Source organism: Acidovorax sp. Root267 (assembly GCF_001429215.1).
Lineage (GTDB): Bacteria > Pseudomonadota > Gammaproteobacteria > Burkholderiales > Burkholderiaceae_C > Acidovorax > Acidovorax radicis.
In genome coordinates this window covers 239,000-257,671 of the sequence record NZ_LMJC01000030.1, presented here as the reverse complement: position 1 = coordinate 257,671, position 18,672 = coordinate 239,000, and the positions used below count along the sequence as shown (strand labels likewise).

The window sequence follows — 18,672 nt, the reverse complement described above, 5'->3', positions numbered from 1 at the left end:
TGGTCCCTCTAGCTTGTTATTCGTTGGTGACGGCGAGCACTTCTTCGAGCGAAGTGAAACCCAGCCTCGCCTTGTGCAGGCCCGATTCGCGGAGCGAACGAACGCCTTCTGCTCTGGCTTGCTCGGCGATTTCCAGCGCGCTGCCGTCGCGCAATATGATTCGTTGGATGTCTTCAGAGATTGGCATGACCTGGTATATTCCAACCCGTCCCTTGTACCCGTTATTGCAGGCGGAACAACCCATTGGACGGTAAGTCACCCAACTTCCGTCAATTTCCTCTTCCTTGTACCCCGCTTCAAGAAGCGATTCGTGCGGTATATCGGCCGGTGTTTTGCACACAGGGCACAACCGGCGGGCAAGGCGCTGCGCCGTAATGAGAATGACGCTGGAGGCAATATTAAAAGGGGCAATCCCCATATTGCGCATGCGTGTCAAGGTGGTGGGAGCATCATTGGTGTGAAGTGTCGACAGCACCAAATGGCCCGTCTGTGCTGCTTTAATGGAAATATCAGCAGTTTCCAGGTCGCGAATTTCACCGACCATGATGATATCGGGATCTTGCCGCAGGAAGGATTTGAGAGCCACGGCAAAGGTCATGCCAGCCTTCTCGTTAACATTGACCTGGTTGACTCCCGGGAGATTAATTTCCGACGGATCTTCGGCCGTGGCGATGTTGACTCCGGGTTTATTCAAAAGATTCAGACACGTATACAAAGACACGGTCTTGCCAGAGCCTGTGGGCCCGGTGACCAAGATCATTCCATAGGGGCGCCCAATGGCTTCGAGCAACCGTTCCTTTTCCTGAGGTTCATAGCCTAATGCGTCGATCCCCAGCTTCGCACTGCTGGGGTCCAGAATACGGATAACGATCTTTTCGCCAAACAGTGTGGGGAGGGTGCTGACCCGAAAATCAATCACTCTGTCCGGACCCACCTTCAATTTCATGCGCCCGTCTTGCGGAACCCGTTTTTCAGAAATATCCAGCCGAGAAATAACCTTGATACGAGAGGCCAGCTTGTCCTTAATGGCGATCGGAGGAGATGCGATTTCGCGGAGTTCTCCATCAATCCGGAATCTCACACGGTACTGGTGCTCGTAAGGTTCAAAATGCAGATCCGATGCACGCATGTTGAACGCGTCCAGCAGCATCTTGTGCAAGAACTTGACGATGGGAGCGTCTTCTACATCACCGGCGCCGGCGTCATTATTGTCTGGTGCCTCCTCGATGGGGGCATCGTCAAATTCAAAATCACCACCACCACTCGTCAGTGTTTCCAAGGACTCGCTGGCCGATTTGGTCGTTGCCTCTACCAATCGGCTGAGCTTGTCGTACTCAGCGATAATCCAATCCACCCCCATTTGGGTGGTAAATTTTATTTTCTCTGCTGCTTCCTGGTCGGTAGGATCTGCTGTAGCGACAATTAGGCGATTATTGCGCTTGCTCAGAACAACAACCCGATATGCTTGGCATATCTTGCTGTCCAGGAGTTCTTTGGGGAGCCGCAGCGGATCAATCGCTTCCAAATCCAGCAGGGGTGCGCCAAAAACGGCCGATACGGTGTGGGCCAAGTCGGCGGCAGACACCGCGCCGGAGCCAGTCAACTCGGCAATAAAGCTGGTTCGGCTAAGTTGTGATTTTTTGTAAATGTCCTCTGCTGCCTTTTGGGTCAGCTTGCCAGCAGACATCAGGGCCCTGCCCAATCCGGGAAGGGCCACTGCGGAGGCTTCTTTGGGGACAGTATCGACAGCGGCCATGTAACCGGTAATGTGTTAGGTGTGGAAAAGAAACCATCCTATCATCACCGATCATCTGCAGGCTGTACAGTGACCGATATTGGCAACAGCACCACAGAAGCAGTGCTATTGTTAGAAATGCGCTTGTATTTATGGTCGGGGTGAGAGGATTCGAACCTCCGGCCTCTACGTCCCGAACGTAGCGCTCTACCAGGCTAAGCTACACCCCGCGTGCCCACTAGATTGCACTCAAGAGTCGATGCAATGAGTGTTTCAGTTGCGTCGTATGAGCAACTGTGCTGCCAATTTTAGCAAACCTGCTGAATATTCATTCGCCGGTAATTGCTCTGCAGCAGCCATGGCCCGGCGGGCTTCCGCGGACGCGGCTGCCCGGGTGACTTCCAGGGCGCCGGTCTCGCGAACGATCTGGACGATGTCCGCCAATTGATCGGTGGAGCCTTGTTCAATGGCTTCGCGCACCACGCGCGCCTGGCTCGCCGTGCCGCGTTCCATGGCCGCAATCAGGGGGAGGGTGGATTTGCCTTCGCGCAGATCGTCGCCCAGGTTTTTCCCCATCTCTGTCGCGTCTCCGTCGTAGTCAAGGACGTCGTCAATGATCTGGAAAGCTGTGCCTAGTGCTTGCCCGTAGATTGCACATGCTTCTTCAACCTCGGGGGGGCTTTCGGCGAGTACCGCACCAAGGCGCGCACTCGCTTCAAAAAGTTTGGCAGTCTTGGAGCGAATGACGCGCAGGTAGCCCGCCTCGTCGAGCGAGGCGTCGTGCATGTTCATCAGCTGCAGAACCTCCCCCTCTGCGATCACGTTGGTGGCCTCCGAGAGTATTTCCATGATCCGCATGCTGCCTGCCTCGACCATCATCTGGAAGGAGCGGGTGTGCAAAAAATCACCGACAAGCACACTGGCAGGGTTGCCAAAAGTCTCGTTGGCGGTAGGGCGGCCCCGGCGCAGGGTGGATGCGTCAACGACATCGTCGTGCAGCAGCGTGGCGGTGTGGATCAGCTCCACGACGGCCGCAAGGCTGTGCCGATGTGCCCCTCGATAGCCCAAGGCGCCACACACCATCAGCAGCAGGGCGGGGCGCAGGCGTTTGCCGCCCGCAGCAATGATGTACTGCGATATCTGGGCCACCAGGGGAACGCTGGATGTCAGGCGCTGACCAATGACCTTGTCGACCTCGTGCATGTCTTGTGCAACGAGCAGGATGGGAGATGCTGCGGGGGCGGTGTGGTCAGTCAAGATGGTGGTCACAGAAAGAGCCCGGATTATAGGAACCCCCGAAGGTGCTCTGCGACGACGTGCAAGGGTGTCGCGCAGCGGGCGCGAAGGGATTGGCGCTTTGACGAGCTATGCGTTATACTCTTTGGCTCTGCGGAAATTCGTCTGCAGAACTCATATCAAGAGGTCAACATGTACGCGGTCATAAAAACCGGCGGCAAGCAGTATCGCGTTGCTTCCGGCGAAAAAATTAAAGTAGAACAGATTGCTGCGGACGTAGGCCAGGAAATTGTGATCGATCAGGTTTTGGCAGTCGGCAACGGCGCTGAACTCAAGATCGGTACGCCCCTGGTGTCCGGCGCAACCGTGAAAGCCACTGTCGTGGCCCACGGCAAGCACGACAAAGTGCACATCTTCAAGATGCGCCGTCGCAAGCACTATCAAAAACGCCAAGGCCATCGCCAGCAGTTCACTGAGCTGCAAATCGGTGCGATTGCTGCTTAATCGAAGGAGCTGAGTCATGGCACAGAAAAAAGGCGGCGGCTCTACGCGAAACGGGCGCGATTCCAAGCCAAAGATGCTTGGTGTCAAGGCGTTCGGTGGTGAACTGATCAGCGCTGGCTCGATCATCGTGCGTCAACGTGGCACGCGTTTCCATCCCGGCAACAATGTCGGTGTGGGCAAGGATCACACCTTGTTCGCCCTGGTGGACGGTCATGTGTCGTTCGGTACCAAGGGTGCGTTGTCCAAGTCCACGGTCAATGTGACTCCTGCCTGAGGTTCACCCCTCTGGTAGCCATCGAAGCCCCGCGTTGCCGGGGCTTTGTTGTTTGGTCTGTACGATGTGGCGCGGCCACGTGCGTGCAGACAGCGCCTTTAAGGCGTTCAGCAGTCCCAACTGAATTTGGCAGTCTGACGTGGGTGCTGCGCCCTTTTGTAAACTGGATATTCCATGAAGTTCGTCGATGAAGCCTTTATTGACATTGCCGCAGGCGATGGTGGCAATGGCTGCGTGTCTTTCCGGCATGAAAAGTACAAGGAGTTCGGCGGTCCCAACGGGGGGGACGGTGGGCGCGGCGGGCATGTGTTTGCGGTGGCTGATCCTAATCTGAACACCCTGGTGGATTTTCGCTATTCGCGACGGCATGAAGCCAAGCGTGGCGAGCATGGCATGGGATCGGACATGTTCGGTGCCGCCGGCACCGACATCACCCTCAAGATGCCCGTGGGCACCATCATCACCGACGCCGAAACCGGCGAAGTGCTGTACGAATTGCTCAACCCGGGCGAAGTCATCACCATCGCTAAGGGTGGGGATGGCGGTTTTGGCAACATGCGCTTCAAGAGCGCCATCAACCGTGCCCCGCGCCAGAAGACGCCGGGCTGGCCTGGCGAGAAGAAGAACCTGAAGCTGGAGCTGAAGGTGCTGGCCGACGTGGGCCTGCTGGGTATGCCCAATGCAGGAAAATCGACCTTCATCACGGCGGTGTCCAACGCCCGCCCCAAGATTGCGGACTACCCGTTCACCACGTTGCATCCCAACCTGGGTGTCGTGCGCGTGGGTCCCGAGCAGAGTTTTGTGGTGGCTGATATTCCGGGGCTGATCGAAGGTGCTTCGGAGGGCGCGGGTCTCGGACACCAATTCTTGCGCCACCTGCAGCGCACCCGCCTGCTGCTGCACATTATCGATCTGGCGCCCTTCGATGACGCGGTGGACCCCGTGGCCCAGGCCAAGGCCATCGTGAACGAGCTCAAAAAATATGACCAGCAGCTGTACAACAAGCCGCGTTGGCTGGTCCTGAACAAGCTGGACATGGTGCCCACCGATCAGCGGGAAGCGCGGGTGAAGGACTTCGTCAAGCGCTTCAAGTGGAAAGGGCCCGTCTTCGAGATTTCTGCCCTCACGCGCGAAGGCTGCGAGCCGCTGATCCATGCCATCTTCCGCCACGTGCAGTCTGAGCAGCGGGTGGAGAACGAGCCGGTGGAAATTGATCCACGTTTTGCCGGTGATGCTCCTGCCTGATTCGTCGCAGGGCTATTTGGATTTGATCGCTATATTTTTAATAGCTATTGACGCTTGATAAACAAGCGCTAGTGGCCAAAAACACTACACAATGGTTTCCAGCGTATTGCGAGATGCCCGCCGCATCGTGGTCAAGGTGGGTTCCAGTCTTGTGACCAATGAGGGGCGTGGCCTGGACGAAACCGCCATTGGTGAATGGAGCCGCCAGCTGGCTGCCCTGGTGCGTGGCGACGGCGGCGCGCCGCGCGAGGTTGTGATGGTGTCCAGCGGTGCCATTGCCGAAGGCATGAAGCGCCTGGGCTGGACCACGCGGCCGCACGAAGTCCACGAGTTGCAGGCCGCCGCGGCCGTCGGGCAGATGGGGCTGGCGCAGATGTACGAAACCAAGCTGCGCGAGCAGGGCATGGGCAGCGCGCAGGTGTTGCTCACCCATGCGGACCTGGCTGACCGCGAGCGCTACCTGAACGCCCGTTCGACACTGCTCACGCTGCTGCGCCTGGGCGTGGTGCCGGTGATCAATGAGAACGACACCGTCGTCAACGACGAAATCAAGTTCGGCGACAACGATACGCTGGGTGCCCTGGTGGCCAATCTGGTGGAGGCCGATGCGCTGATCATCCTGACCGACCAGAAGGGGCTGTACACGGCCGATCCGCGCCGTGATGCATCGGCGCAGTTTGTCCACGAAGCCAAGGCGGGCGACCCGGCACTGGAGGCCATGGCCGGCGGCGCGGGTTCCAGCATCGGCAAGGGCGGCATGATCACCAAGATCCTGGCAGCCAAGCGGGCTGCTGGCTCGGGTGCGTCCACCGTGATTGCCTGGGGGCGTGAACCCGAAGTACTGGTCCGCCTTGTGCGTGGCGAGGCGCTGGGCACTTTGCTCGTGGCCCAGACGCAGAAGAAGCAGGCCCGCAAACAGTGGATGGCCGACCACCTACAGCTGCGGGGTTCGGTGGTGGTGGACGCCGGGGCTGCCGCCAAGGTGCGTGATGAAGGCAAGAGCCTGCTCCCCATCGGAATGACAGCGGTCGAGGGCGACTTTTCCCGCGGGGAAGTGATTGCAGTGCGAGATGCATCCGGTACGGAAATTGCCCGTGGCCTGGCCAACTATGCAGCGGCGGAGGCCCGGATGTTGTGTCGCAAGCCTTCGACTGAATTTGAGAAGTTGCTCGGTTACGTGGCAGAGCCCGAGATGGTGCATCGCGACAACATGGTGCTGACCACAAGCTGAGCGCGAAGCACGAACAGCCTCTGCACAGCAAAACGCCTGCTATTTGCAGGCGTTTTTCATGGAGCTTCGAAGTTAACTGAAGAACTTCACTGGCTAACTGGCTAACTGGCTAACTGGCTTAACGCGGCGTAGTGACCGTGGGCAGGCCATCCAGCTCCCCAGGCACACTGTTCTGCGGGTCGGGATCGAAACTGGCCCCTGGGGGAAGCTCCATGCCCGGATTGATCAGCATGGACCCCGTCCGGAACATGGTGCCCGCGTGTTCACCCTCGCGCGTGCGCATGCCACTGCGCAGATAGCGGTTGCGCTGTTCGTGCCGAGGCAGGAAGCGGGCCAGCTCCGTCAGCGCCATTTCATACACGCCACGTTTGAACTCGACCACCACGTCCAGCGGAACCCAGTAGTCGTTCCAGCGCCACGCGTCAAATTCCGGGTGGTTGGTGGCACGAAGGTTCAGGTCCCAGTCGTGGCCCACCAGTTGAAGCAGATACCAGATTTGTTTCTGGCCCTTGTAGTGTCCGCGTGCATCGCGGCGGATGTACCGGTCAGGCACCTCATAGCGCAACCAGTCCCGGGTGCGGGCCACCACGCGTACGTGGTTGGGCAATAAGCCCACTTCCTCATGCAATTCCCGGAACATGGCCTGCTCGGGGGTTTCGCCCCGGTCAATGCCACCCTGCGGAAACTGCCAGCTGTGGGTGCGTATGCGTTTGCCCCAGAACACCTGGTTTTTCTGGTTGAGCAGGATGATGCCGACGTTCGGCCGAAAGCCGTCCCGGTCAAGCATAATCAAACCCCAAATTTTTAAACTGTGTCCATTATGCACGGCGCCTAGCGCGCAGCAAGTGGACGGCCCCGTTCTGCCTGCAATCGATTCCGATGAAAGCCTCCCAATTCTTTATTTCCACCCTCAAGGAAGCTCCGGCGGATGCCGAAGTGGTCAGTCACAAACTCATGACGCGGGCGGGGCTGATCAAGAAGCTGGGCGCTGGCATCTATAACTACATGCCCATGGGGCTGCGGGTGATCCGCAAGGTAGAGGCCATCGTGCGCGAGGAAATGAACCGTGCAGGTGCCGTGGAGCTGACCATGCCCGTGGTGCAACCCGCTGAGCTGTGGCAGGAGACGGGCCGTTTCGACAAGATGGGCCCTGAGTTGCTGCGCATCCAGGACCGCCACGGCCGTGACTTCGTGGTGCAGCCCACCAGCGAAGAAGTGATCACTGACATCGCACGCCAGGAGCTCAAGAGCTACAAGCAGCTACCCAAGAATTTCTACCAGATCCAGACCAAATTCCGCGACGAGCGCCGTCCGCGTTTTGGCCTGATGCGTGGCCGCGAATTCGTCATGAAGGACGCCTACAGCTTTGACCGCGACCAGGCGGCGGCCAAGGCCAGCTACCAGGTCATGGCGCAAGCCTATCGCCGCATTTTTGACCGCTTTGGCCTGACCTACCGCGCCGTGGCGGCCGACAGCGGTGCCATCGGTGGTGACCTTTCCGAAGAGTTCCAGGTGATCGCCGCTACGGGCGAGGACGCCATCGTCTATTGCCCAGAGAGCGATTACGCCGCCAACATGGAAAAGGCCGAAGCCCTGGCCCCCGCCGGTCCACGCGGCGCTGCCACGCAGGCGCTGACCAAGACAGCCACACCGGGCAAGAGCACCTGTGCCGACGTCGCAGAGCTGCTCAGCGTGCCGCTCGCGACCACCGTGAAGTCGCTGGTACTCGCAACGGACGAAACCAACGAGGCGGGCGAGATCGTCAAGACCCAGGTGTGGCTGCTGCTGCTGCGTGGCGACCACGATATGAACGAGATCAAGGTGGCCAAGGTGCCGGGCCTGGCGGGTTTCCGTTTTGCCACGCTGGGCGAAATCGAGGAGCACTTTGGCTGCAAGCCGGGTTATCTGGGGCCGATCGGTTTGAAAAAGCCTTTGAAGATCGTGGTGGACCGCGAGGTGGCCTTGATGGCCGACTGGGTCTGCGGGGCCAATGAGGTCGATTTCCACATCACGGGCGTCAACTGGGGTCGCGATCTGCCCGAGCCCGATGCGGTGGCAGACCTGCGCAACGTGGTGGCGGGCGACCGCTCGCCCGACGGCAAGGGCGAACTGGCGATCGAGCGTGGCATCGAAGTGGGCCACGTGTTCTACCTGGGCACCAAGTACAGCAAGGACATGAACGCGACCTTCCTCGGCGACGATGGCCGGCCCGCATTTTTCGAAATGGGCTGCTACGGCATTGGCGTCACGCGCCTGCCCGCTGCGGCCATCGAGCAAAACCACGACGAGCGCGGCATCATCTGGCCCGACGCCATTGCCCCATTCACCGTGGTGGTCTGCCCTGTGGGCATGGACCGCAGCGAGGCCGTCAAGGCCACGGCCGAGCAGCTCTACGTTGACCTGCTGGCAGCGGGCGTGGACGTGATCCTGGACGACCGGGGCGAGCGCCCCGGTGCCATGTTTGCCGATTGGGAGCTGATCGGTGTGCCGCACCGCGTGACCATTGGCGACAAGAGCCTCAAAGACGGCGTGGTCGAGTACCAGCACCGCCGTGATTCAGCGGCCACCAAGGTGGCTACGGCAGACATCCTGGCCCACGTGAAGGGCCGCATGGCGGTATGAACGGGGCGCGGCTGGTTTCTGCGGCAGGTACGCCCCTCGACGACGGGGGCGGCGTGTCCCGGCGCGCATGCCTGGCTGCCCTGTCGGTGCCAGCGGCGTGGCTGGCGGCGCCTTTGCTCGCGCATGCGGGCGGGCAACTGGAGGAACCCTTGATGGATTCCGTGCGCACCGCACTGAGTTCGGCCATTGCCAACCAGGCCCCGCCGGAGCCGCATTTTTTTACCACCGAGGCCCGCATTCACTATGTGCGCTGGCTGGCCGCGATGAGCGACCGCCTGCGCCGCCGCAAGCCCGAGTGGGAGGTCCGCCGCGATTTCCTGCAAACCGCGTGGTACGAGTCCAAGCGCGCCGGGCTCGATGTGTCCCTGGTGCTGGGCCTGATCCAGGTGGAGAGCGCATTCCGAAAATACGCGGTCTCCAGCGTGGGTGCGCGCGGCTACATGCAGGTCATGCCGTTCTGGACACGGGTGATCGGAGATGGGGATGCCGGCAAGCTGTTCCAGATGCAGACCAATCTGCGCTTTGGCTGCGTGATCTTGCGGCACTACATCGACCGGGAGCGGGGCGACCTGTTCATGGCGCTGGGTCGCTACAACGGCAGCCGGGGCCGTTCGCCCTATCCGGACGCCGTGTTTGGCGCACAGCGCAACTGGCTGTTTGGCGAAAAACCACAACTGCCTGCCGCTTGAATTGCTACTATTTATATAGCTGTTAGCGCTTATCTATCAAGCGCCAGGGGGCAATTTGGCTTGTATTCAGCGGGTAACAGAGGCAATCAGCTTCCGCTGGGCCTGCGGGGCCAATTCGCAGGCAGGCCTATTTCGAAGCGGGCGTGGTGCTGTCTATCTGGATGACCGGGGTGGAGCCCTCTGATTGGGGGGCTCCGAGGCGGGACACCATCACCTGGTCGATGCGGTAGCTGTCCACGTCCAGCACCTCGAACTTGTAGCCGCCCCAGCTCACGCTGTCGGTGCGCCGTGGCACGCGGCGCAGCATCACCATCAGGAAGCCCGCCAGGGTTTCGTATTCCTCGGCGTGGGGCAGTTCGTCCAGCGACAGTGCGTGCAGCACGTCCTCCACCGGCGTCACGCCGTCAATGAGCCACGAGTTTTCATCGCGCCGCACGATCTGCTCTTCGTCTGCCGGGCCCACCAGGTCGCCCATCACGGTGCTCATCACGTCGTTCAGCGTCACCACCCCCACCACCAGGCTGTACTCGTTCACGATCACGGCAAAGTCTTCGTGCACTTGGCGGAACTGCTCCAGCACCTCTGAGAGGGTCAGCCGGTCCGGCACGATGAGCACCTTGCGCACCAGGCTGTCGTCGGCCAGCGAGATCGGCTGGTTGTTCAGCACCCGCTGGAACAGGTCTTTTGCGTCCACGTAGCCCACCACGTGGTCGATGTCGCGCTCGCACACGGGGTAGGTTGAAAACGGCTCGGCGGCGATGCGCAGGCGGATGACGGAGTCCGGCTCGTCGCGCAGAAAGAAGGCAATGCGGTCGCGTGGCGACATGGCGCTGGACACCATGCGCGTGTCGAGCTCAAACACGTTGGTGATGACCTGCTGCTCGCGGGCGGCCAGCACTCCGGCACGCGCACCTGCTTCCATCATCGCCAGGATGTCGTCCGAGGTGATGCGGTCGTCCCGCAGCGACGACATGCCCAACACCCGGAACAGCGCATCCGCCCCCCGGCTGTAGAACCACACCACGGGGCGCAGCAAGGCCATGCACCAGGCCATGGGCTGTGCCAGCCGCACCACCAGCCGCTCGGGCTCGGCCATGCCCAGGCGCTTGGGGAACAGGTCCGCAAACAGGATGAACAGGGAGGTGATGACCAGGAACGAGGCGAGAAAGCCCACCTTCTGCGCACTCGACTCGGACAGCCACAGGCCGAACAGTGCGCTGAAGTGCGGGCTCAGGGCACCTTCGCCCACGATACCGCCCAGGATGGCGACGGCATTCTGCCCCACCTGCACCACCGTGAAGTAGTCGCCTGGCTGCTCCTGCATGCGCAGCACCTGGTCCGCCCGGGCATCCCCTTCGTCGGCCATCTGCCGCAGGCGCAGGCGGCGCGCTGCGGCGAGCGATATCTCGGCCATGGAAAAGAAGGCGCTGGCTGCAATCAGCAGCCCGATGACGAAGAGGCTTTGGGACAGGGTCATGGGAAGGTGACGACAGAGCACAGGCCGTGGCTCACCGGCCCTTCGAGTGTATCTGGGCGCCCCGCGCCCGGATACCGGGGCCGCGCATGCGCAGCGGCCCTCAACGCACCTTGCAGCGGCTACTGCATGAAGCCGATGCGGCCGCGCCCTGACGTCGCCTTGGGCAGGTCGGTGATCTCCACGGTGGACCGGCGGTCCAGCCGCGCATTGCCAAAGCCCGTCATCAGTGCACGCCGCATTTCGCGCGGGGGCATCTGTGCGAGGTGGTCCAGCACATCATCGAGTGGCTCGGGGTCCAGCAGGCGGCCCCAGTCGTGCCCCGAGCGGATGCCCTGGTACAAGATACGGGCGATGGTGCGCGCCTGCTCCAGCGTGGGGGCCTCTACCTCGAAGACGTTCATGCGGTTCAGGATGGGGTCGGGGATGCCGCGTGTGTCATTGGCCGTGGTGATCCAGATCACCTGGCTGGCATCGATGGCTACCTCGGCAAATTCGTCGGTGAAGCTTTGCGCCGTGTCGTGTTCGAGCAGGCTGTACAGCGCGCCCAGCGGGTCGTACTGGGCGTCGGTGCTGGCCTTGTCAATTTCGTCCACCACGATGACAGGATTGGCGTATTCGCCCTCCACCAGCGCTTCGAACACCTTGCCGGGGCGGGCGCCCTTCCACTGCGCGGACGAGCCCGACAGCAGCCAGCCTGCGGTCATGGAGCTCATGGGCAAGAGGTTCATGCCCGTGCCCAGCAGCTCGGCCAGGTGGCGCGCAAAGTGGGTCTTGCCGATGCCGGGCGGGCCCAGCAGCAGCATGGGCGTGACCTCCAGGCCGTCGCTGCTGTCTTGTGCCAGTGCCACATGGCGCTTCACGTCGTCCAACACCTCGGTGAAGTTGGGCAACTGCTCGTACAGGCTGGCCATGTCGGGGATGCCCGAGGGCTTGACCTGAAAGCGCTCCGGGCCACGCTCCAGCATGCGTTCGTAGACGGTGCGCAGGGTTTCGTATTCGCGCTGGTTGCCGGACTCCTGCAGCCGTGCGAGCTTGCGCTCGACATCGCCGGGGTGGAACACGTTGCGCATCTGGGCCACCGGCAGGCGCAGGGCCGGGGGCTGGGGAACAAGGCTATGGCTGGTCATTGCATGCTCCTTTGTGATGTGAGGTCACGCAATCATTCAAGCACACAACATGCCTGCGGCAATATCGGATAAGCCCCCGATTGGTGCCCCTGTTGCAGGAACACCCAAAAATCAAATGCCCAAAAGCAAAAAGGCCGCCCGATGGCGGCCTTTTTTTGAGGGATGTCTCCGGGAGAGATCAGGCCTCGGTGCCCAGCACCTGCTTGAGTTCGCCCGACTCGTACATCTCCATCATGATGTCCGAGCCGCCAATGAACTCGCCCTTCACGTAGAGCTGGGGAATCGTGGGCCAGTTGCTGTATTCCTTGATGCCCTGGCGGATTTCTTCGTCTTCCAGCACGTTCACGGTGACCACGCTCTTGGGGTCCACGCCGCAGGCCTTCAGGATCTGGATGGCGCGGCCCGAAAAGCCGCACATGGGGAAACTGGCGTTGCCCTTCATGAACAGCAGGATCTCGCTGGATTTCACGAGGGCGTCGATGCGTTGTTGGGTATCGCTCATGGGGACTTCCGTAGGGGTTTTGTGCGCAGATGGGGCTGCATTATCCCTGTTTCAAGTGGGCTGGCGTGTGCATATCAGCCTGTCAACTTTCGCAGTGCGGTTTCCATCTTGGCCACCGAAGCCGCTTCGCTCTCCAGCTTCTTGAGCAGGACACTGACCTTGTCCAGGCTGGCCTTGGTGGTCGCCTGGACGCTGGAACCCACGATCTGCACCTCCTTGGGGTTTTGCTCCACGTAGGTCGCGAGGTCCATGGCGGCTGCGAGCATGCCTTGCATGGGCGGTAGCAACTGCAGCATCATCCCGCCGAGCTGGGTCACCAGTTTGTCGAAGGCGGCGTCGTAGACCGCCTTCAGGTCAGCGGGTTGGCTCAAAGCGTTCTTGGCGGCCGTGGCACGGTCGATGCGCGCTTTCACGTCCTGCTGGGCCTGGGGCACGTGGGCCAGCAGTTCGCCCACCTGGGTGCGCTTGGCCAGCAGCTGAGGCAGCGAGCGCATGTTCTGCATGGCGGCCATCATGCGGGTCAGGGGCGCATCGGTCATTTCCTGGTTGAAGCCCGTAATGATGTCGTAGTGCGCTGCATACGCGCCGAACGCCTTGCGCTGCTGCTCGTTCAGCTTGGGCACGGCGGCACGCGGGGTGTTGAGCACACGGGTCTGCAGGAACTCGATGAACGCCTTGCGCTCGCCGGGCTCCGAGCCGCAGCCACTCAGGGTCAGGGCGGCGCCCAGGGAAAGCGCGCTCAGGCGGGTCAACGCCGTGCGGCGCGAAGCAATGTGAAGCATGGTGTCTCGCAAAAAATGGCGGCAGTCCAAGGCCGCAGGCCACGGGGAAGAAATGTGCGGGCGGCTGGAGCGTCCGAGGGTGCCTGGCGCGGATGGCATGGCACCGATCGATCACACGGGCGCCGTCCGAAGCGGTGGCGGCAAGGTGTTGCCCCGCAGCGGGTGCCGGTGATTATTGAATTGCCCACACCGCTGCGTCGGGCTTTGTTTGTAACAGTTGGTGGGAAGAGAACCGTTCCGCTGCGGCCGATTTGCAGCCGACGACTCCCAAGTCCGGCAGCCTGCTAGGCCCAGCAACCACCTGTGCAGCGCTCGATGCCTGCCAGATCGCGCCTGCTGGCCACCGTGCTGAAGCCTGCACGCTGCAGCAGATCGCGCACCGCCTGTGCCTGGTCATGGCCGTGTTCCAGCAGCAACCAGCCGCCCGGCGCAAGGCAGCCGGGCGCCTGCGCGACGATGGTGCGGATGTCGTCGAGCCCATCGGCGCCACTGGCAAGGGCCTGCAACGGTTCGTGCGTGAGGGCGGCCAGGTGCGGGTCGGCACTGGCGATGTAGGGCGGATTGGAGACGATGGCGTCGAAGCGCCCATGCACCTCGGTGAGCCAGTTGCCCTGTGCAAACCGAACGTGCAGGCCCAGCCGGTCGGCATTGGCCCGGGCCACGGCCAGGGCATCGGTGCTGGCGTCCACGGCCATCACCTGCGCGGTGGGGCGCTGGCTCTGCAGGGCCAGTGCAATCGCGCCGCTGCCGGTGCCCAGGTCCACCACCTGCGGTGCGGGCAGAGGGGCGATCACCTCCAGCGCCCAGTCCACCAGCGTCTCGGTGTCCGGGCGCGGGTCCAGCACGCGTGCATCCACCTGCAACGGCAGGCCATAGAACTCCTTGCGCCCGGTGAGGTAGGCCACGGGTTCGCCCGCCACGCGGCGCTGGCACAACGCAATGAACTGGCCGTGCACGACCGCATCCATCGTGTCGGTGTCGTGCGCCAGCAGCCAGGCGCGGCCTGCATCCGGGCGGGCCAGGGCGTGCAGCAGCAGCAGTTGCGCATCGATGCGGTCCAGGCCCAGGGTGCGGGCCTGGTTCAGTGCCTGGGCCAGGGTGGGGGAGGTGTTGTTCACTACTATTTTGATAGCTTCTGGCGCTTTCTCATCAAGCGCCAGAGGCCAATTTTGTTCAAATTTTGGGTAGAAATCAGCCTGTGGTGCCCATCTCCAGCTCTTCCAGTTGCTCGGCTTCGCGCGCATGGGCCAGGGCCTGCAGCACGTCGGCCAGGTCGCCTTCCATCACATACAGCAGCTTGTACAAGGTGAGGTTGATGCGGTGGTCCGTCAGGCGGCCCTGCGGGAAGTTGTACGTGCGGATGCGGTCGCTGCGGTCGCCGCTGCCGATCAGGCCCTTGCGCAGCGCGGCCTCTTTGGCGGCGCGCTCGCTACGGTCCTTTTCCTGGATGCGCGCCTGCAGCACCTGCAGCGCCTTGGCCTTGTTGGCGTGCTGGCTGCGGCCATCCTGGCATTCGGCCACGATGCCGGTGGGCAAGTGCACCACGCGCACGGCGGAGTCGGTCTTGTTGATGTGCTGGCCGCCCGCGCCGGATGCGCGGAAGGTGTCGATGCGCAGGTCCGCCGGGTTGAGCTTGATGGCCTCGTGCTCGTCGGGCTCGGGCATCACGGCCACGGTGCAGGCGCTGGTGTGGATGCGGCCTTGTGTTTCGGTGGCGGGCACGCGCTGCACGCGGTGGCCGCCGGATTCGAACTTGAGGGTGCCGTAGACACCGCTACCGGAGGGGCCCGTTCCGGGCTGGCCTTCGACGCGCAGCACGATTTCCTTGTAGCCGCCCAGTTCGGCCGCGTTCTCGCTCACGATCTCCACCTTCCAGCCCACGCGGTCGGCGTAGCGGGTGTACATGCGCGTGAGATCGCCCGCGAACAGGGCCGATTCGTCGCCGCCCGTGCCGGCGCGGATTTCGACGAACGCGTTGCGCGCATCGTCGGGGTCCTTCGGCAACAGCAGGCGCTGCAGTTCGTCTGCGAGCTGCAGCAGTTCGGCTTCGGCACTGGTGATTTCTTCCTGCGCCATCTCGGCCATGTCGGGGTCGCCCAGCATTTCGCGGGCGCCGGCCAGATCAGCTTCGCGCTGCTGGTAGCGGGCGTAGCGCCCTGCCACCTGTGTGACCTCGGCATGTTCGACGGAGATGCGCCGGTACTGCGCCATGTCGCTCATGATGTCTTCGCGCGAGAGCAGAAAGTCGAGTTCGCCCAGGCGCTGCGCATAGCGCTCCAGCTGGCTTCGGAGAAATGGTTTCATGGAATTCTGGAAAAGGAGGGGCTACTGATTTTGTAGCTTGTGGCGCTTGTGGATAAAGCGCTAGGGGCCGATTTGGATTGAAATCGGGGCGGGCTGTGGAGCGGGCGAGCGCCGCTACAGGCCGTTGTGGGGGGTCTTGCTTTGCGAGCGCAGGAACAGGCGCGAGACGGTCTGGGCCGTCTGGGCGCGCACTTCGGCATCGCCAGCGCGCAGCTCGGCCAGGGTGCCGTGCAGCATCTTTTGCGTGAGGCCGCGCGACAGCGCCTCCAGCACGGCGTCCACATCCTCGCCCTTGGCCAGCAGCTTCTTGGCGCGTGCGATCTCCAGCGCGCGCCACTCGTCGGTCTGCGCGTTGAGCTGCTGGATCAGCGGCACGACACCACCGGTCTCGCCCACGGGGCTGCGCAGCTCCATCCAGTGCATGAAGCTCTGTACGCCGGCGTCGATGATGGCCTCGGCCTGGGCCACGGCGGCCTGGCGGTTGGCCTGGGCGGTCTGCACCACGCTGGCCAGGTCGTCCACGGTGTACAGGTAGACATCGCCCAGGGCCTTGACCTCGGGCTCGATGTCGCGCGGCACGGCCAGGTCGACCATGAACATGGGACGGTGGCGGCGCTTCTTGAGGGCGCGCTCCACGGCGCCCAGGCCGATGATGGGCAGGCTGCTGGCGGTGCAGCTGATCACCGCGTCGAACTCGTGCAGGCGCTCGGGCAGGTCGGCCAGGCGCATCACCTCGCCGCCAAAGCGGGTGGCCAGCTTCTCGCCGCGCTCGAGCGTGCGGTTGGCAATGGCGATCTGCTTGGGGTTCTTGGCCGCGAAGTGCGTGGCGCACAGCTCGATCATTTCGCCCGCGCCGACGAACAGCACGCGGATCTTGCCGAGGTCTTCAAACAGCTGGCTGGCCAGGCGCACGGCGGCGGCGGCCATGCTGATGCTGTGGGCGCCGATCTCGGTGCTGGTGCGCACCTCCTTGGCCACGGCAAAGCTGCGCTGGAACAACTGGTTGAGCGTGGTGCCCAGGGCGCCAGCGGTTTCGGCGGCGCGCACGGCATCCTTCATCTGGCCCAGGATCTGGGCTTCGCCCAGCACCATCGAGTCGAGCCCGCTGGCCACGCGGAAGGCGTGGCGCGCGACCAGGCTGTCTTCGAGCGTGTAGGAGTGCGAGCGCAGCAGTGCGGGGCTCACACCGCCGCTCTGGGCCAGCCAGCCCAGCGTATGGTCCATGGCGGCCTGCTCGCCCGCGCAGTAGATTTCGGTGCGGTTGCAGGTGGAGATGATGGCGGTTTCCACCCCGGGGTGGCGGCTGGTGGTGCCCAGCGACTGACGCAAACCGTGTAATGTGGGGGCGATCTGGTCGAGCGCGAACGCGAACCGGCCACGCAGATCGAGCGGCGCGGTGGTGTGGTTGATGCCGAGGGCCCAGACTGCCATAGTCACCGATTATAAAATTGTTGGCCCGAACAGGCGGCCTTGCTTGTTCAAGCCTTGATTTGGGTCAATTCCATGGGTCCTCTGGACGTTTTCAACCACCTGCTCAATTTTGCGGCACCTGCCGCCGCCATGGCGCTGCTGCTGGTGCTTTCAAGGCGTTTCATCCACTCCAAGGCGCCCGCAACGCTCTCGGGGTGGCTGCATGCCGCTGTTGTTTTTGGGGTCGGGCTGGCCACGCTGCTGGCAGGGCTTGTGGTGTGGGGGCGTGACGGCAAGATGCTGACCTACGCTGCCCTGGTCGTGGTCTGTGCAACCTGCCAGTGGGTTCTGGTGCGGGGCTGGAAGGCCTGAGCGCCTGCCCTCCTGAGGGTTTGCGAGGGCCGGGGGACGGGGTTCTGGCGCCCTGGTGTCTGCTAGCCTTGGTGCCTCTTCAGCGGCGTCGCCCCATGGTCCGCCGCTGAAGGACGCACACCCATAACACTGACTGCTGGAGACACCCCCCATGAAGCTGATGCGTACCTGGATCGCCCTTGCCGCAGGTCTTGCCCTGTCTGCCGCCGCGCAGGCCCAGGCCTTCCCTTCCAAACCCATTCGCATCGTGGTGGGGTTTCCGGCGGGCGGCCCGCTGGACCAGCATGCCCGTTTGCTTACCGACAAGCTGCAGGCCGTGCTGGGCCAGCCCGTGGTGGTGGATTACAAGGCTGGCGCGGGTGGCACCGTGGGCGCGCAGGACGTGATGAAGGCGCCGCCCGACGGCCACACCCTCATGCTGGCCAACACCGGCGTGATGGTCATCAACCCGGGGCTCTACAGCCGGTTGCCGTATTCGACCCTCAAGGATTTTGTGCCGATTGCGCGCACCGCCATGCAGCCACTGGCCCTTTTGGTGAACCCCGGCGTGCCCGCCAAGAACCTGCAGGAGTTCATGGCCTATGCCAAGTCGCGACCGGGCCAGGTCAACTTTGGCTCGGCGGGCAACGGCGGCATCAGCCACCTGGTGCCCGAGATGTTCAAGACCGCCACGGGCCTGTTCATGGTGCACATTCCCTACCGGGGCAGCGCCCCGGCATTCACCGACCTCATGGGCGGGCAGGTGCAATTCATGGCCGAGAGCATCCCGCAGGCGGCCAGCTACCACAAGCAGGGCAAGGTGCGCGCCCTGGCCGTGACCAGCAAGGAGCGCAACCCCGCGCTGCCCGATGTGCCCACGGTGATCGAGAGCGGCATCAAGGGCTTTGAGGTGGTGGGCTTCTACGGCTTTCTGGCCCCTGCAGGCACGCCCAAGGACGTGGTCAACAAGCTCAGCGATGCCTTTGGACAGGTGCTGCAGATGCCCGATGTGCGCAATCGCATGGTGAGCCAGGGGGCCGATCCGGCGTTTCTGGGATCGGACGATTTTGCGAAATTCCTTGCGGCCGAGCTGCCGCGCTGGGCCGACGCGGTGAAGAAGTCGGGCGCAAAGTTGGACTGACCCCCTGAGGCGCTGCGCGCCTTCCCGCTGGAAGGGGGACGC

General features: G+C 62.7%; 18 protein-coding genes and 1 tRNA gene. 8 read left to right on the top strand and 11 right to left on the bottom strand.

All coding sequences use genetic code 11. The features are described 5' to 3' along the window. Nucleotides 1-16: 16 nt before the first annotated feature. The 3 genes from pilB to ASE39_RS19795 all read right to left on the bottom strand — a co-directional run bounded on the left by pilB (nucleotide 17) and on the right by ASE39_RS19795 (nucleotide 2,938). The gene (gene pilB, locus ASE39_RS19805; protein ID WP_057272258.1) at nucleotides 17-1,756 is read right to left on the bottom strand and encodes a type IV-A pilus assembly ATPase PilB; all 1,740 of its coding nucleotides are present in this window, start codon (nucleotides 1,754-1,756) and stop codon (nucleotides 17-19) included. A gap of 132 nt (nucleotides 1,757-1,888) precedes the next feature. Further along, nucleotides 1,889-1,965, bottom strand: a tRNA-Pro gene (locus ASE39_RS19800). A gap of 43 nt (nucleotides 1,966-2,008) precedes the next feature. Further along, complete coding sequence (locus tag ASE39_RS19795; protein WP_057272331.1) at nucleotides 2,009-2,938, bottom strand: polyprenyl synthetase family protein; 930 nt, start codon at nucleotides 2,936-2,938, stop codon at nucleotides 2,009-2,011. Between the two features lie 225 nt (nucleotides 2,939-3,163). On the opposite strand from ASE39_RS19795, the gene rplU reads away from it, so the two are divergent. From rplU to proB, 4 genes are all read left to right on the top strand, one after another. Beyond that, on the top strand, nucleotides 3,164-3,475 hold the full coding sequence (gene rplU, locus ASE39_RS19790) for a 50S ribosomal protein L21 (RefSeq protein ID WP_010462012.1): 312 nt from the start codon (nucleotides 3,164-3,166) through the stop codon (nucleotides 3,473-3,475). A gap of 16 nt (nucleotides 3,476-3,491) precedes the next feature. Beyond that, entirely contained in the window at nucleotides 3,492-3,749 is a 258-nt protein-coding gene (gene rpmA, locus ASE39_RS19785) for a 50S ribosomal protein L27 (RefSeq protein WP_008905145.1), read from the top strand. A gap of 174 nt (nucleotides 3,750-3,923) precedes the next feature. Further along, nucleotides 3,924-4,994, top strand: a complete 1,071-nt coding sequence (cgtA, locus tag ASE39_RS19780; protein WP_057272257.1) for an Obg family GTPase CgtA — start codon at nucleotides 3,924-3,926, stop codon at nucleotides 4,992-4,994. A gap of 91 nt (nucleotides 4,995-5,085) precedes the next feature. After that, a complete protein-coding gene (gene proB, locus ASE39_RS19775; RefSeq protein ID WP_057272256.1) occupies nucleotides 5,086-6,225 on the top strand; it encodes a glutamate 5-kinase in 1,140 nt (379 codons plus the stop codon). A 118-nt stretch (nucleotides 6,226-6,343) separates the two neighbouring features. Here the strand turns inward: proB and ASE39_RS19770 are convergent, their stop codons facing one another. Beyond that, the gene (locus tag ASE39_RS19770; protein WP_057228863.1) at nucleotides 6,344-7,012 is read right to left on the bottom strand and encodes an RNA pyrophosphohydrolase; all 669 of its coding nucleotides are present in this window, start codon (nucleotides 7,010-7,012) and stop codon (nucleotides 6,344-6,346) included. Nucleotides 7,013-7,104: 92 nt separating this feature from the next. Here ASE39_RS19770 and ASE39_RS19765 point away from each other — a divergent pair, with 92 nt between their 5' ends. Further along, entirely contained in the window at nucleotides 7,105-8,847 is a 1,743-nt protein-coding gene (locus ASE39_RS19765) for a proline--tRNA ligase (protein ID WP_057272255.1), read from the top strand. Continuing rightward, on the top strand, nucleotides 8,844-9,536 hold the full coding sequence (locus ASE39_RS19760; protein WP_057272254.1) for a lytic transglycosylase domain-containing protein: 693 nt from the start codon (nucleotides 8,844-8,846) through the stop codon (nucleotides 9,534-9,536). Before ASE39_RS19765 ends, ASE39_RS19760 begins: the two co-directional genes overlap by 4 nt. 127 nt (nucleotides 9,537-9,663) lie before the next feature. Here ASE39_RS19760 and ASE39_RS19755 read toward each other — a convergent pair whose 3' ends face one another. The 7 genes from ASE39_RS19755 to hemA form a co-directional block, all read right to left on the bottom strand. Next, a complete protein-coding gene (locus ASE39_RS19755; protein WP_057272253.1) occupies nucleotides 9,664-11,013 on the bottom strand; it encodes a hemolysin family protein in 1,350 nt (449 codons plus the stop codon). A 119-nt stretch (nucleotides 11,014-11,132) separates the two neighbouring features. Next, complete coding sequence (locus tag ASE39_RS19750; protein ID WP_057272252.1) at nucleotides 11,133-12,140, bottom strand: AAA family ATPase; 1,008 nt, start codon at nucleotides 12,138-12,140, stop codon at nucleotides 11,133-11,135. Nucleotides 12,141-12,318: 178 nt separating this feature from the next. Further along, a complete protein-coding gene (gene grxD / locus ASE39_RS19745) occupies nucleotides 12,319-12,642 on the bottom strand; it encodes a Grx4 family monothiol glutaredoxin (protein ID WP_010461991.1) in 324 nt (107 codons plus the stop codon). Nucleotides 12,643-12,716: 74 nt separating this feature from the next. After that, entirely contained in the window at nucleotides 12,717-13,424 is a 708-nt protein-coding gene (locus ASE39_RS19740) for a DUF3053 family protein (RefSeq protein WP_057272251.1), read from the bottom strand. A 284-nt stretch (nucleotides 13,425-13,708) separates the two neighbouring features. Further along, nucleotides 13,709-14,542, bottom strand: coding sequence for a peptide chain release factor N(5)-glutamine methyltransferase (gene prmC / locus ASE39_RS19735; protein ID WP_010461987.1), 834 nt, complete (start codon nucleotides 14,540-14,542; stop codon nucleotides 13,709-13,711). Nucleotides 14,543-14,615: 73 nt separating this feature from the next. Next, nucleotides 14,616-15,728: a peptide chain release factor 1 gene (gene prfA, locus ASE39_RS19730; protein ID WP_057228851.1), complete on the bottom strand. Its 1,113-nt coding sequence runs from the start codon at nucleotides 15,726-15,728 to the stop codon at nucleotides 14,616-14,618. Between the two features lie 114 nt (nucleotides 15,729-15,842). Then, nucleotides 15,843-17,159, bottom strand: coding sequence for a glutamyl-tRNA reductase (gene hemA / locus ASE39_RS19725; protein ID WP_010461984.1), 1,317 nt, complete (start codon nucleotides 17,157-17,159; stop codon nucleotides 15,843-15,845). A 72-nt stretch (nucleotides 17,160-17,231) separates the two neighbouring features. Between hemA and ASE39_RS19720 the strand changes: the two genes are divergently transcribed. Together ASE39_RS19720 and ASE39_RS19715 are read left to right on the top strand one after the other, a co-directional pair. After that, a complete protein-coding gene (locus ASE39_RS19720; RefSeq protein ID WP_057228849.1) occupies nucleotides 17,232-17,510 on the top strand; it encodes a hypothetical protein in 279 nt (92 codons plus the stop codon). Between the two features lie 151 nt (nucleotides 17,511-17,661). After that, a complete protein-coding gene (locus ASE39_RS19715) occupies nucleotides 17,662-18,630 on the top strand; it encodes a tripartite tricarboxylate transporter substrate binding protein (protein WP_057272250.1) in 969 nt (322 codons plus the stop codon). The last annotated feature ends 42 nt before the right edge of the window (nucleotides 18,631-18,672 follow it).

What these genes read in the sequence shown, in the direction of transcription:
- pilB (WP_057272258.1), bottom strand. Translation starts at nt 1,756, where the DNA reads ATGGCCGCTGTCGATACTGTCCCCAAAGAAGCCTCCGCAGTGGCCCTT.
- ASE39_RS19795 (WP_057272331.1), bottom strand. Translation starts at nt 2,938, where the DNA reads ATGCACGAGGTCGACAAGGTCATTGGTCAGCGCCTGACATCCAGCGTT.
- rplU (WP_010462012.1), top strand. Translation starts at nt 3,164, where the DNA reads ATGTACGCGGTCATAAAAACCGGCGGCAAGCAGTATCGCGTTGCTTCC.
- rpmA (WP_008905145.1), top strand. Translation starts at nt 3,492, where the DNA reads ATGGCACAGAAAAAAGGCGGCGGCTCTACGCGAAACGGGCGCGATTCC.
- cgtA (WP_057272257.1), top strand. Translation starts at nt 3,924, where the DNA reads ATGAAGTTCGTCGATGAAGCCTTTATTGACATTGCCGCAGGCGATGGT.
- proB (WP_057272256.1), top strand. Translation starts at nt 5,086, where the DNA reads ATGGTTTCCAGCGTATTGCGAGATGCCCGCCGCATCGTGGTCAAGGTG.
- ASE39_RS19770 (WP_057228863.1), bottom strand. Translation starts at nt 7,012, where the DNA reads ATGCTTGACCGGGACGGCTTTCGGCCGAACGTCGGCATCATCCTGCTC.
- ASE39_RS19765 (WP_057272255.1), top strand. Translation starts at nt 7,105, where the DNA reads ATGAAAGCCTCCCAATTCTTTATTTCCACCCTCAAGGAAGCTCCGGCG.
- ASE39_RS19760 (WP_057272254.1), top strand. Translation starts at nt 8,844, where the DNA reads ATGAACGGGGCGCGGCTGGTTTCTGCGGCAGGTACGCCCCTCGACGAC.
- ASE39_RS19755 (WP_057272253.1), bottom strand. Translation starts at nt 11,013, where the DNA reads ATGACCCTGTCCCAAAGCCTCTTCGTCATCGGGCTGCTGATTGCAGCC.
- ASE39_RS19750 (WP_057272252.1), bottom strand. Translation starts at nt 12,140, where the DNA reads ATGACCAGCCATAGCCTTGTTCCCCAGCCCCCGGCCCTGCGCCTGCCG.
- grxD (WP_010461991.1), bottom strand. Translation starts at nt 12,642, where the DNA reads ATGAGCGATACCCAACAACGCATCGACGCCCTCGTGAAATCCAGCGAG.
- ASE39_RS19740 (WP_057272251.1), bottom strand. Translation starts at nt 13,424, where the DNA reads ATGCTTCACATTGCTTCGCGCCGCACGGCGTTGACCCGCCTGAGCGCG.
- prfA (WP_057228851.1), bottom strand. Translation starts at nt 15,728, where the DNA reads ATGAAACCATTTCTCCGAAGCCAGCTGGAGCGCTATGCGCAGCGCCTG.
- hemA (WP_010461984.1), bottom strand. Translation starts at nt 17,159, where the DNA reads ATGGCAGTCTGGGCCCTCGGCATCAACCACACCACCGCGCCGCTCGAT.
- ASE39_RS19720 (WP_057228849.1), top strand. Translation starts at nt 17,232, where the DNA reads ATGGGTCCTCTGGACGTTTTCAACCACCTGCTCAATTTTGCGGCACCT.
- ASE39_RS19715 (WP_057272250.1), top strand. Translation starts at nt 17,662, where the DNA reads ATGAAGCTGATGCGTACCTGGATCGCCCTTGCCGCAGGTCTTGCCCTG.